At 34.6% G+C, this 13,547-nt stretch carries 11 protein-coding genes; 2 read left to right on the top strand and 9 right to left on the bottom strand.

The features are described 5' to 3' along the window. The first annotated feature begins 67 nt into the window (after nt 1–67). Complete coding sequence (locus tag ACAN52_RS15080) at nt 68–1,048, top strand: N-acetylglucosamine kinase (RefSeq protein WP_378955743.1); 981 nt, start codon at nt 68–70, stop codon at nt 1,046–1,048. A 324-nt stretch (nt 1,049–1,372) separates the two neighbouring features. Here ACAN52_RS15080 and ACAN52_RS15085 read toward each other — a convergent pair whose 3' ends face one another. Continuing rightward, on the bottom strand, nt 1,373–1,915 hold the full coding sequence (locus ACAN52_RS15085; protein WP_378955744.1) for a DUF4865 family protein: 543 nt from the start codon (nt 1,913–1,915) through the stop codon (nt 1,373–1,375). Between the two features lie 145 nt (nt 1,916–2,060). Here ACAN52_RS15085 and ACAN52_RS15090 point away from each other — a divergent pair, with 145 nt between their 5' ends. After that, nucleotides 2,061–2,906, top strand: coding sequence for a LysR family transcriptional regulator (locus ACAN52_RS15090; protein WP_378955745.1), 846 nt, complete (start codon nt 2,061–2,063; stop codon nt 2,904–2,906). A 43-nt stretch (nt 2,907–2,949) separates the two neighbouring features. On the opposite strand, the gene ACAN52_RS15095 is transcribed toward ACAN52_RS15090, so the two are convergent. The 8 genes from ACAN52_RS15095 to ACAN52_RS15130 form a co-directional block, all read right to left on the bottom strand. Beyond that, entirely contained in the window at nt 2,950–3,438 is a 489-nt protein-coding gene (locus tag ACAN52_RS15095) for a manganese catalase family protein (RefSeq protein ID WP_378955746.1), read from the bottom strand. A gap of 104 nt (nt 3,439–3,542) precedes the next feature. Then, on the bottom strand, nt 3,543–5,552 hold the full coding sequence (locus ACAN52_RS15100) for a hypothetical protein (RefSeq protein ID WP_378955747.1): 2,010 nt from the start codon (nt 5,550–5,552) through the stop codon (nt 3,543–3,545). 460 nt (nt 5,553–6,012) lie between these two features. Then, nucleotides 6,013–7,917, bottom strand: a complete 1,905-nt coding sequence (locus ACAN52_RS15105; RefSeq protein WP_378955748.1) for a hypothetical protein — start codon at nt 7,915–7,917, stop codon at nt 6,013–6,015. Then, entirely contained in the window at nt 7,914–8,513 is a 600-nt protein-coding gene (locus ACAN52_RS15110; protein ID WP_378955749.1) for a hypothetical protein, read from the bottom strand. Before ACAN52_RS15110 ends, ACAN52_RS15105 begins: the two co-directional genes overlap by 4 nt. Nucleotides 8,514–8,515: 2 nt before the next feature. Continuing rightward, the gene (locus ACAN52_RS15115; RefSeq protein ID WP_378955750.1) at nt 8,516–10,150 is read right to left on the bottom strand and encodes a VPA1262 family N-terminal domain-containing protein; all 1,635 of its coding nucleotides are present in this window, start codon (nt 10,148–10,150) and stop codon (nt 8,516–8,518) included. Nucleotides 10,151–10,340: 190 nt separating this feature from the next. Further along, nucleotides 10,341–11,426 carry a hypothetical protein gene (locus tag ACAN52_RS15120; protein WP_378955751.1) on the bottom strand — a complete coding sequence of 362 codons (1,086 nt, stop codon included), beginning with the start codon at nt 11,424–11,426 and terminating at the stop codon, nt 10,341–10,343. After that, nucleotides 11,401–12,873 carry a DUF5677 domain-containing protein gene (locus tag ACAN52_RS15125; protein WP_378955752.1) on the bottom strand — a complete coding sequence of 491 codons (1,473 nt, stop codon included), beginning with the start codon at nt 12,871–12,873 and terminating at the stop codon, nt 11,401–11,403. Before ACAN52_RS15125 ends, ACAN52_RS15120 begins: the two co-directional genes overlap by 26 nt. A gap of 297 nt (nt 12,874–13,170) precedes the next feature. Next, the gene (locus ACAN52_RS15130) at nt 13,171–13,491 is read right to left on the bottom strand and encodes a DUF1778 domain-containing protein (protein ID WP_378955847.1); all 321 of its coding nucleotides are present in this window, start codon (nt 13,489–13,491) and stop codon (nt 13,171–13,173) included. Nucleotides 13,492–13,547 lie beyond the last annotated feature (56 nt).

Below are 13,547 nucleotides of genomic sequence, written 5' to 3' on the forward strand. Positions count from 1 at the left end.
ATCTTGCAAGTTCACTTTACCGGTATTATGATAGAAGAAAAATTCTAGTCAGAAGGTGGCAATTGATATGAAGGAAGTAGCAGTTTTAGCTGTAGATGCAGGTGGCACAGGGTGCCGAGCAGCACTTTGTAATAAGAACGGACAGATACTTGGCTTTGCCCAAGGCAATTCTTGTAACTATCATAGCATTGGTGCAGAAAAGGCCACTGAGAATTTGATTGTGTTATTAACCACCCTTGTAAAAAAACAGACTGTACATATCAACTGTGTAGTCTTGGGTTTAGCTGGTCTAGACACAAAAAAAGATGAAGCCGCCCTGGCATCAATCGTAAATCAAGCATTAATTTCCGCAAATATAACGGCTGATACCATCTATCTATGTAATGATGCCATGCTGACATTAAAAGGATCAGTGGGACAAAATAACGGTGTACTAATCGCTGCAGGCACTGGTTCCATTGCCTGCGGCATCACCAAAGAAGGCTTGGAGACTCGTGTCGGTGGCTGGGGATACCTCGTTGGTGACGAAGGTAGTGGATATTCCATTGGTAAAGCCGCGATTACTCATGTTCTAAAAAGCTATGATGGCCGGGAAAAATCCTCTGGCATGTTAGCTGCACTGTTAAGTGAAATCTCCTTGGCAGATGTTGATGAATTGATCAATTGGGTATATAGCCCTCGCTTCTCTGTAGCACAAGTTGCCGCTTTAACGCCAATCATCATGAAACTAGCAGAAGAAGGTGACCCTCAAGGGGAGAAAATTATCCAAGGTGCTTGCCGCGAACTCCAAGACATGGCCTTTACAGTCATAAAAAAATTAGACCTGCAGAACGCAGAATTTAGCCTAGTCCTATCTGGTGGTGTATTAAAAAATGCAATTATCCACCGTCAAGTTATTAAAGAACTAGCTGGTACATGTCCAGGTTTACAAGTGATTGACCTTAGTTACCAGCCCATCTATGCTGGTCTCCGGTATGGCCTTTTGATGATGGGAATTGACAATAGTGCATTACTAGATCAACTTTCAATACAATTACATCGTTTATAATTTTTTTCTGAATCTAGGCAGCATGGTTTCTTATGCTTATAGATTACGTCAAATAAGATCCAACTGACAGTTGTTCTTATTTTGTCATATATGAGAAGAAGAAGTCAAGTAACCTCAATTGGGCACACCAAAAGAGCCATACAAAAATCCTCTGACAATCAGTACGATAACTGATTGTCAGAGGATTTTTAAATTGCTATTCTTTCATCTCACATCCACACCACATATTGCTCTTACTCATATGTTCCTGCACCGTATTGAGCATTTCGCCAAAGCGCTGAAAATGTACGACTTCACGTTGCCACAAAAAATGTAATGTCTCTTTTACTGTGAAATATGGAGTATCGTATACACCTTTCCAAATTCAAAAACATTGTCTTCCAACGTTTGCAAAAAATAAAATTTTGTATATTTCCACTTATCTGGATTATAAATCGTAATACTTTCTAAATCATTTCTCAAGCCAAGTTCTTGCCCTTTCATCTCGCTGACTAACTTTCTCAAACTCAAACTAGGTTCAATTTCATAAGTAATTTCTACAGCAAATCTGGCATTCTTTATATTTTCTGACGTCGTATCCAAGATAGGAACCCCTATATTGACATGTTGCCAGCCAAATGAATTGAGTATGTTATCGTAAAAACCTTCAAATAAAAATTTATTCATTCCATCATGTTTTTCCCATAGATAAAGTGGCGAATATTCGTTTTGCAGATTGCCGTTTTTATCTTTTTCTGCGATTAAATACATCTTCCATTTCAAATCTTGGAAACCGTCCATCTTAAATCCATTATTTTTTACCCTTTCTCTTATCATGTCCATATCATAGTTGCTTGGCAATATCACTTTGTATTGCATGCCTATCATAAACTCACCCCATTTTTTTCTAAAGCATTCTCAATGTGAGTCGCTTTTTTCTGATGATTTTATTATAGTATTTCACCTTATCCATGTATAATAATCAATAACGATACTTGGTATTAATTTGAATAATAACAGGAGAGAATGGTGAATGGAAAGTAACGACTTAAAAATTTTTTATAAAGTAGCTCAATTGGGCTCAATCTCACGTGCAGCAGAACAGCTAGGTTACGTACAATCCAATGTTACATTACGAATCAAAGCGTTAGAGGAAGAACTTGCCTTACCGCTATTCATTCGAACTAACCGTGGCGTACAACTATTACCCAGTGGTAAACTTTTATTTGAATATGCGGATAAGATATTGGCTTTATTAGCAGAAGCCTCATCCGCCATTTCAAATTACGAACCAGAATTGAAAATTGGTGCTACTCCCTCGATAACTACAGGATATCTGGCATCCCTCATGCCCGCCCTTCCTCTAAACTTATCTGTTTATACAAGACCACTGGATGAATTGATTTCTCTTCTACTTCATGGAAATCTTGATGCCATCCTTCTCAATCGCCCCGTCGAACAGCAAGAGCTCAAACCGATTTTTTCATGCGATGAAACAATCGGTTGGCTGACAGCCAATAATTTGGTTTCCATTCAAGACATTTCCAAACATCCTATCCTGATGAGCCGTGATAAAAATTGCCCTTATCGAAAAGCCACGATTGATTTTTTAAACCGAAACGTTATAACGAATTATAAGTTGATTGAATATGACATCATAGAGCCAATCCTTACCGGTATAGAAACCAGCTCTAGCATAGCCGTTTTACCCATAAGATTAAAAACAGAAAAGATGGCTTATGCGATAGATATAAGTTCGGATCTAAAACCCGTTAAAATTTTTCTTTATGTAAAAAATGACAAACCGAAAGTTCCGGAGACAATTCAAAAATTCATCCAGTATGTTTTTGCTGAAAATCATGATAGAAAAGGCATCTGAAAATCCAGTATCACCACTGATTCTCAGATGCCTTTTCCATTTTCTACTCCTTCATCTCACATCCACACCACATATTGCTCTTACTCATATGTTCCTGCACCGTATTGAGCATTTCTCCAAAGCGCTGGAAATGTACGACTTCACGTTGCCACAAAAATCGTAATGTATCTTTTACACATGGATCATCAGTCAACTGAATCAGATGCTCATACGTTACTCGTGCTTTTTGCTCTGCTGCCATATCTTCTGTTAAATCCGCAATCGGATCACCAAGACAGGCAATATAGGACGCACACCAAGGTACGCCATTGGCATCTGTCCAAAATAGACCATGATTATGCTGAGCATATTGTCCGCCCCAGCCAGCTTCTTCATAGTCTTTAGGCGTAGCTCCATCCACTAATTTATAGACCATAGCTGCTATCATTTCCATGTGAGCTAGTTCTTCTGTTCCGATATCTGTTAATAGCGCTTTAGGTTTATGTACATGTTGACATGATCTATTAAGTAGCGCTTTATTCAAATGAGGCACTGGTTGTAAAATGGATAATCAGTAGTACACTGACATCTTAATTATACTCTCTATTTCACTTTGTTTGAACTGATTCTACGCCCTTGTAGAATGAATTAAACAATCTAGCACCAATCAAAATCCGGAAGAGCTCCGCGCACTTGCTCATGTAATTCTTCCCATCTTTTATAGATTCTACGTATAAGTTCTAAATATTCGACGTCTTCTTTATCAAAACCCTCTCTATGAGTTGTTAACAATTGAAATTCACTAACACCCCCATAGAACCTTGCAGTTACGTTATTAATAGAAGAAAAAGTGGTAGTAGAAAAGTTTAGGAATTCTTGAATTGCATAAAGAAAGGATGAACGCACTTCTTCTAAATCCCTATTCCTCATTTTTTTATCTGGAGCTAATAAACGACTTAAACCGATTTCAAAATCTGTCATCATTTCTAAATATACTGACCTTGAGTTAGATAATTCTTCAAAAAACTGATGCATTTTATATCCTGTAAAGACTGCGGATACTTCTGTGAGTAATTTTTTATCAATCGGCAGTATCTCATTACTACTTGATTCCTTATATAAATCCGTTACTACGTCAGCTTGTACTGTCTCTGTTTGACATAATAACTGGTCAAATGAGTGTGGCTTACTGAATACCGCATGGCATAATGATGTAGCCATTTCAGCCGCTAGCGGCTGTGATTCTTTTGTTTTACTACCGTCTCCCCAATCACAAATTGCCTTTACAACTATCCATTCTGGAAGTTTTAATCTCGCAGCAGCAGCATATACTCCCGCCCCTTCCATCTCGCCACCGATGGCGTTTGGGAATAACTCAAATAGTTCATCTTTAAATTCTTGGTCATCTATAAGTTTGTCACCAGACAACATTTCTCCAACTATCATTCTTGACTTTGTTTTAGGCGAAGTCATAAATTCCCAATCCAACATATTCCTAAATCGATTGAGCAATACTTGTCCTGCTAAAGAAGTGGGACCTCGTGGAATTGTTTTCGATCCAATTCTCATAGGTTCATATGCAGTAATCGATTCAGATACTAGTACATCTCCAATCTTTTGCTTTATCGGATCTTTACCGCATGCTATACCAATCATGACGATAGCCTTTGGTTGCCATTTATGTATTGCATCATATGTAGAAAGCGTTGAGGCATCTCGCCCCGTCGTACCCATTCCGCACTGAAAGTGAACAGCATTATATGCCCCGAACTTTCCAACTCGATATGTTAAATTATCGATAGTCCCTTCCAGTAGTTCTTCTTGACCGTCTAAGGGAGCAAGATATTTGAGAATTGTCCTTGTTTCTATTTCCGTCGCAGTAACGAGTAGTAGATTCATTCTGCCGATATGGGAAATGATATCGCCACTAGGAATATGCTTAATTTTAACTTTATCCTCTACCTTTTTCTGTTTTGTTATGCCAACTTCGCCTGACAGCATACATTTTATTAGGACGTTTAATGCTTCAGGAGACGTAGGGGGCGTTAATAACCAAGCGGTACTACCATCTACCATTATTTCTTTCCCAAGACAATATCCTTCAGGTGTCTCAGCCAACCATGACTCATCCTTACTACGTGGTTGCCAAGTCAATCCCCAACCACACTGGCTGAGCGATTCAAAATATCCACTAAAGTTATTTTTCTTTATTATCTTTAATCGAGTTGATCTTTTACGATATTTGCAACTATGCTCAAGTTCGTCTTTTACATCATCGTTTAGATAGCCCTGATATGAAGTACGTTTCCCATAAAAAGATTCTCTCTTATCCTCAACTGCAATCCAGACTAATTTTGCACCTTGACTAATTGCTATATTAAGTTCTTTTATACGTTCTCCGTCGTCAAATACAGTGTCAAAATCATACCTATCGTTTTCCTTTTTTAAACTCCCTAACTCCTTTAAAGAAGCGGAGTGTTCTGTAGCTCTCCCAAATAAAAAGTGTGAGTAACTTTGTGGATTAATAATAATAACATCATATTCATATAGAGGTAAAGCTGCATGCTCTCCACATATCTCTGGTTCCCCTAATCCTTTTGTCTCAATAACTACCTGCTCGATATCAGCCCCACTGTATTCTAATCCTACTAATAGTATTTTTTTCAAGACGTATGTTCCTCCTACTTCTTTTGAAGCATTTTCCCTTAACCTCTCCTAATTACAGTTCTTCCTCGCATAATACGAAATTACGAACGAAAAGTAATGTTCATTAGCATATACTTCTATAATTCGATATACTATTAGCTTCCCCTCTTATTTGAGTGCACGTTATAGTTAGATCTCATCATCATAAAAATTTCTGCTAATAAATTTTTATGATTCTCAGTGATATCCTGACTGCCATATAGAGTTCGCCTGTATCGGGGGAGCGCAAGATAGGTCCCATGTTTTTCGGAAGAGGGATGAGGTCAAATATTTAAAAAAAGTATTAAAATGGCATTTTTTTTGTGGGGATAAACAACCCGTCCCCTCATCTCTTAAAATGGACATTGAGCTAATATCTAGATTAAATATGAGGTCTTTTTCGTACAATCTTCCGTCTCCATGCCATCTATTTGACAATCTTCTAAATATTAGGAGTTAGTTCTACAATCGAATTAGTAAACCAGGCTACTTCGTTTTGCTCACTTGTTAATTGCTTTTCAACCACGAAAGATTTTTCGAAAAGTGTATATATATGTTTTTGTAAAGTTAATGGCAATTCGGTACCAGGTTCTTTATTCCGTAAATTTTGTCTCAACACTTTAAGACACGTAATTTGTTGTTTCAATGAATCCAACTTATTGGACGCTTCCAGAGTCATGTCAACATAATTATCAGGACATACCAGTATAAGTCTTGCCCAAAGTGAAATCAGCAAAGCAGTCACGCTCTCATTTCTATCATCAAATATCCACCGAATCCAATCATGGGCAAAACTCCAAATATATCTATATACAATACTTGCCTCGGGAATTTTACCATTTCTCTGCATCCATTCAGCCATCATTGTTCCTACGGTCAAACAGTGTGTTACCTTCGTTATAGATTCTAAATATTCCACATAATTATATTTCCATCCTCCACTCTTTATTAATACCCTTTCAACTAGACTAGTTAACTCTGAGTAAGGATCATTACTATACGAAATTACCCCTGACAAATACCAAAGTAATTTTCCTTCATCACCTTCAAACGAAAGATTACCATGCCATAAATACTTCTCTGAAATTAATAAATTTGCATATTGGTTTAAGATCATTTTAATAATTTGTTGCTTTAAATCATCTTGACTGTCTTCCAGGCAAAAAAACAACATTGCAGCATTTAATAATTTAGTTTGAGAATTTAATTCTTCTAATAATCTTTTATAACAATCAGACGCTTCACACATTTTTGCCAAATTACTAATAAGCAATGTTCTTAACTGACTTCTTATAATATTTTTCTTTTCACTTACCACTTCTAAATGCTTAAACATACTTGACATAATTTGAAACCCAATCTCATCTCGCATAGCAATTGCAACTACCTCATCAATGAGACTACTTATACGTTCAAAAGATTCAGTTTCTTCCCAGTTTTTTAGTTCTTGTTTAAAATCTATGCCTTTCTCATCTGGTTCTATCCGTTTTACAGCATAATCTAAGTTTCTTTGAATATGCTCACATAATTCTAAAAATCGCCTAATTAAGAGTACTATTAAAATCATCTTATTGGTAGGTTCGATCTTTTCTATAATTGATACTTGCGCAATTAGTTTTTTTATTATATCTAAATCATTTATATTATATATTACAGCTTGTTTCATATAAATTATAGGAAAATCAGCTACCCACAATAACCATGTTTCCCATCCAAGCTTTTGTACAAGGTCATTTCGAAGCATCATTGAACTTTTTAACCGGAATTCTTCATATCTAGGTGAAACTTTCTCAACATATAACCATGGATCATATATAAATTGATTGCATTCTTCAATATGGCTAAAAACATTTGGCCAATATTTTTTTTCTCTATATACACCCCAAGTGTCAATGAGTTCCAATGGATTATTATGATTAGGGTACTGCTCTATTATATCCTGGTTCTTACTAATATCTTCAATTGGTAAAAATTCAATCCACGATTCAAAAAGTGGCCAACAGTTTTTAATTTTCTGCCCAATTATTTCCCATTTTTCGAACTGTTCACTAGAGTTTATGGCTATTTTTTCTCCTAATAATTTTGCTAATTTCCGCATTTCGCCTTCTAAACTAGGCCACTTCTTTTCGTTTATACAATCAACAATAATCTCTACCTTTTCTTTATCTTGGCTATTACAGTTTAATTGTATATCATGCAGTGAAAATTCATCTAAAGTTTCAATATTTATTAATATTTTTTTTGAAATTTCATCAATGACAGTTTCCCATTTACCTCGTTCCAAATGACTATCATCTACTTCATTTCTAAAATTATTTCGCTCTATTTCAATACGCCAGTCTATCATGGAATAAAAACCCCCCCTTCAAATGAAAATAAATTCTTAGTATAACTATGATTCCAACATTTGTCAAATCTATGTCTAACTAATGCCCTTGCATTACTGTCAATAATCTCTACAATTGCATTTGTAGATAATCTTTGATGATGATGACCGATAGATGCTCCCACCATAAAAACACGCTCATCTACAAATAAATATCTATCATGGAATGGATCACTATTATCACCGCCATCTATACTCTTGTCATAATATTTTACATTAATATGAAAATTCCAGTCCCTCGATGCTATACGGGACCTTGATATTAGTTCTTGCTCTTTTCGACTTCTTGAACCAAAGCATGTAAGTCCTTTTACAGATACATCTTGGGGAATATTGATAAAAAAATCAATGTCTTGAGGATTTATATAAGGATCCCATATCAATATTTCTCTTTGGGCATTAGAAATTAAAAATTTATATGCTTCAGGTGGATTCGTTGTCTCTTCCCATCGATCATAATACCAGATACCTGGTGCCAATATGCATCGAAACTGTCTTAATGGCTGTCCTGCTTGGGGCGTTATAACCCCTGGAGTAAAAACTGTAGATCCGGACATCATTACCTCCTACTTAGCCACTGACCCAAATCAATAGATATTTCATCATCTTGCCACCATTTCTCAGCTTCACCGATAATAACCCTTGGATCAGGAACTCTGAATAATGTTGTAGCTCTAGAACCAAATTCGTTAAGAGAGCTTCCTAAAATGTAAACCTCGTTATCCACAATAAGAAAACGATCATGTACCGGACTTTTCTTTCTACCTTTTAGTACTCTACACTTTAAACGTAATGTTTTATCCTGTTTCATCAATTGCTCAATTGTACTATTCAGCATTCCGCCATAAGTAACTGGTTCTACTTGCACTTCAAGTTGTTCATTTGAAGGATCATTATCTATTTCTTCATCACCATCTTCGTTATACTTTTTTGATAAAAAGGCCGCCGAACTTATTAATCTTATTTCAAATTTCGAATTGCTGACAAAAAGGCTAAATTTAATAACATCAGGTCCAGATAAATAAGGATCTACTATCATACATCGTTCTGAAGCCTTGCTAATTATTTCCCTCAATATCTGTCGTGCATTTTCTACTGAATCATTGGTCTTGCCTGGAAAGTAAATAAATTCCCTTTGCATTTTTAATGCATCCATAACACGGTGTTTTTCTTTTTCTGTCAAAAGTATAGTCGGCGTTTTTATATCCAAGCTATCTCCAACTATGCTATGAACTTCATCCGTAATAACGTCAACTTTATGTATCATTTCCATGCCGTCTTTTTGATTTATCTCATGAATTTCACGCTTACCACCAATTATCCCCATGCTCAAATTTATACTTTTGATAAAATGACCTGACATATCTTCGATCAATTCTTTTTGTTTAGAAAACATGCGTGTTCTAAACTCACAAGGCTCGTAAGGAATATTAATGATTCCTTTATTTTTTTTAATAAGTTCCCGAATAACAAAACCTTTTCCAGATGGACGTTCTTCTGAAATTTCTATTTCCCCATCAATGAGACTTTGTCCTTGGCGTTCATAGATTTCATACACAATTTTTTGTCGATCTCGACTCAACCGTTCCTCAAACTTTCTTATGTATGGATTTGGGCAACTTAAAATAACAGCTCCAAAAAATTCTGAAAAATTCAATAAATCTATCCCTAATGTTTCTTTAATGAACTCACTAATTTTTATTTGATCATTTTCAGAAAACATCTTTAAAGTTTCTGCATTAGCATCAATTCTTGCACGCACTCTACTTGACACACTTCTACGAGGTAAAACATGCCCAAAAGGAGTTTCTGGGCATAAATTAGGGGGTACCAATATAAAATGGTTTTCACTCGGTTCAACAGTCATTGAATTTACTGACTGTAGAGCAATTGTCTTATTGTTGATTTTTATATTTCGACCACTTATAGATTCTTTTCCAAAAAAGGCTATAGCATCCTCTATATTTACAACAAACCTAGCTGCATATATTGAAAAAACTGAATTGACCTGAATACGCCGCATTGGTAGCTTATTACCATCACGTCCGACATCCTCTATTTTACTGGATAGTTCTTGCTCCGCTGGAATAAGCTCAACAACTGAAAATATATTAACATGTTGATCATCCACTTTATTATGACTCCATATAACTGTAATTTCTGCCGAATAATACAAACCATAGTCTACTGACAAAACTTTTACACCTCCAATAGTTACATACAAACAATCAATATATTTATTTATTGCCTTATACTTTTACATTTTTTCTATTATCGCAAATAAAAACATAATAAGCGCTCCATTTCTTTTAAAATACCACTACCAACTTTACTTTTTTTGTAAATTTCCTATAACACGTCTATCTCTTAAACTAATTATACCTTCATTTCTTAATATAATAGAAAAAACTCTCAAAGTTTTTTTCTATTATATTAACTATTTTAACTATAGAAGGATTCGAAAATGTTATATTTTCATCTTCCAAATCTAAAAAAAGATTATGTTCCAAATCATATTTTTGTATAGAGTGATAATATTCTCTGAAATCTAAATTTTTAACTTTTTCCTTGTCAAAAGTTCTATATATAACATGAGCTATAGCACATTTGAAAATCATATCTTTTATTTCTTTATTATCTCCAAAATTAACCGACAAACTAAGTATGTATGTATAAGCTACATCAAATCTTATGTAAGGTATTAACTGATATTCAGCACACATGAGAATTGTATCGAATGCCTGTCTCATATTAGCGTATATACTGAACCAAAAGACTTCTGCATCAGATGCGGTCGGTGGCAGAGGTAGGGCATTCGTCTTTTTGTAATTATTAAACCTTGTCTCCAGATCAAGAGTATTGTCATCATCTGAAGAGAAAATCAAACTTTTATCTACGCCTGGACATAATCCATTCTTAATATCTTCAATGGTATTAAAATATTTCTGGTAATGTTCAAAATCAATTTTTTCTTTAAAAAGACTAAGAAAAGCTTTGATTCCTGCATCATGGACCATCTGGGCATCAACCTCTGACAAAAGCCTAATTGGTAAAATGTAAATAATATCTGCTGCTTCATTAAGAATTTTAATGTTATCATTAATAGTCGCAATAATTTGCTCCCGGATTTTTTTATCGAAAGAAGCATTTTTTGTTTTTCCTATGAGTGCTGCATATTTATAAATTGGATCATCCCAAAAATGATATTTACCTAAGGTTACAAATGGGTAATGCTCAAAATCCGCCATATCTAAAATAGTTGCACCAGTGAAAACATATGCTTGGTAAGAATCACATAAATTTTTCAGAATGCAATGTACTAGCTTTTTGTTTCGATGCCAAAACACATTTATCTCATCAATAACAGCAGCTGAGCCGTCTTTAAAAATATTTTCAGATGCACTTATAAGAATTTCTTTATACGCTAATTGCAATTCTTTTAGCTCATCTTTTAGGAGATCGTTCCCCATCTCTTTCATCTCCTATCGCCAAGTGTGCGGAAAGTCCGTAAACATCTTGTATTATTGATAATGTTTTATTCATCACTGCAACACAATCATTCCAAACACTTTTTAATTTCTGCTTATCATCCAGATCTGGGATACAATGATATTGATGTGCTGGACAATTGCATTTTATCAATGAACTTTCCCTAATTGCGCCCCACAAGCCATGTTCAAAAGCGGAATCATAGTCATAATAAAACGCAAAAAGTTCTTTTTCACCAACACTTATAGCCTTTGCCCTAACATTTTGTCTATCAAAATATGAGGTGTCCATGTCAATAAAATCTTTGTTCTTATATTCGCCTACTAAAATATCTAAATAATCATAAAGCACATGACTATCAGATAAAACCTTTCCGGATTCCCTGAATCTTTCAACAATTAATTTGTACTGCCCAATTCCATAATATTGGTATTCCGACCAAATATCATCATGTGATGATTCATTTTGAAGTAAATATTTCATCATGATATAGTCTTCAATTAGAACTCTAACAATACTTCTTCCAGAAATAGTATTATATAGTTCGTGTTCAACTACTTCCAAAATCCTTTTGTATGAATATGTTGCAATTCCTAAAAGAACCAACATTTTATTATCAATAGGTCTGGCTGAGACTAATAAATCAGAATAATATTGAAGTATGGTTTTTACGTGATGCATATACTTTTCCGTATCAGGTGCATCTTCTTCAAGATTAACATAAAACAATTCACAATCACTCATCCTGCTAACTCCCTCCCAAAAAACATTTAAATAATTCTCGTCATACGTATCACTTTCTATGAGTGCCATTTCCATAGAACGTATTGTTGGACGTATCATTCTCATTTTTTCATCATCATGCGATAACTTTGGATATTCTAATACTAAACCTATAATTTCTTTTTGCATCTGTAATTTGCCAGAAAGTAAATCACAATAAATTACTATAAACCTTACATCTGTCGAAAGATGAGATTGATGATTACTTGCTTCTGCCATTATTGTGTTAATTTTAAGAATCCTTTTATCTACAGATAATTGTGGCGAATAAAATTTTAATGCAAAATCAGGAAAACGAGAGTACGTAAAAATCACTGTTAAAGGGGCTAAAACACAAACATCAATTATATTTAAAATATACTTATATAATTCTTTTTGAGTTTCTTGATCAAGTTCCAATATCCTAGAAAACTTAGGAGTAAAAAAGTCTGGCGCTAACTCGCGGAGTTTGTTTATTATAATGCAACATTTCTCAAGCCCAATTTTCTTCCCATAATGATCTATAATTAAAGCCAACCATAAATATTCTGGCTGTCTTCCATGATACCAAGAATTCTCCTTTCCTACCTCGCTCATGAACTCATTCCAAGGCGTTATGAATTTTCCTTTCTTGAACTTGTGATCAGATAGTTTACTATGTGTCATAAAACCTACCCTCTTCTTCTATTTTTAATAAAATTCTTTTTGTTAATTTTAGAGCTAACGTTTCAAAAGTAAAAATGATCCTTCATTCGTCTAATTATTGACTTTCAATACTTTTAACTTACTTCTATATCACCTATATTTACCATAAATTAAAGAATCCCTGCCAATTTTCTACAAAAATTTTACAGGAATTCTTTTTTATTATAACTACTATGCTTAGCTCTGGATAATCTTAAACCAAAATTAGCTTTTGAAAAATAGAACCAGTGTAGGTTTCCTTAAATATCCTTTTATTCACTAATCCCCTCCAAAAAGTTTCTCCGCCTCCCCCATCGTAGCCTTATAAAAATCCACAACAAAATCTTGGTTATCATATTGCTCGGCAGCAATCAATAATTCTAGTTTTGAAATTACGTACGCTGTGCGTTTCAGATAGTTTAAATCCGCATTAATACTTGCGTAAAATTCCATCTTTGCCGTATCCAAAGTCATAGTCAGAGCTGCATCTAAAATATATTGTGATAAGGTTTTATGGTTAAGTTCTGCTAGCCGTTGCAGTTGATTCTTTTCAGCTGGCGTCACCCAAAACTGTATTTTTTCAGTTTTGCTTTGAGCTATATATCCTCAGAAATTTCTTTATACATATGTAAAAGGCATCTGAAATTCCAGTCAAT

The organism is Pelosinus sp. sgz500959 (genome assembly GCF_042610375.1).
GTDB lineage: Bacteria > Bacillota > Negativicutes > DSM-13327 > DSM-13327 > CTSoil-075.

Bases quoted from the DNA above. Each gene is read 5' to 3' on its own strand.
- ACAN52_RS15080 (WP_378955743.1), top strand. From the start codon at position 68: ATGAAGGAAGTAGCAGTTTTAGCTGTAGATGCAGGTGGCACAGGGTGC.
- ACAN52_RS15085 (WP_378955744.1), bottom strand. From the start codon at position 1,915: ATGATAGGCATGCAATACAAAGTGATATTGCCAAGCAACTATGATATG.
- ACAN52_RS15090 (WP_378955745.1), top strand. From the start codon at position 2,061: ATGGAAAGTAACGACTTAAAAATTTTTTATAAAGTAGCTCAATTGGGC.
- ACAN52_RS15105 (WP_378955748.1), bottom strand. From the start codon at position 7,917: ATGATAGACTGGCGTATTGAAATAGAGCGAAATAATTTTAGAAATGAA.
- ACAN52_RS15110 (WP_378955749.1), bottom strand. From the start codon at position 8,513: ATGTCCGGATCTACAGTTTTTACTCCAGGGGTTATAACGCCCCAAGCA.
- ACAN52_RS15120 (WP_378955751.1), bottom strand. From the start codon at position 11,426: ATGGGGAACGATCTCCTAAAAGATGAGCTAAAAGAATTGCAATTAGCG.
- ACAN52_RS15125 (WP_378955752.1), bottom strand. From the start codon at position 12,873: ATGACACATAGTAAACTATCTGATCACAAGTTCAAGAAAGGAAAATTC.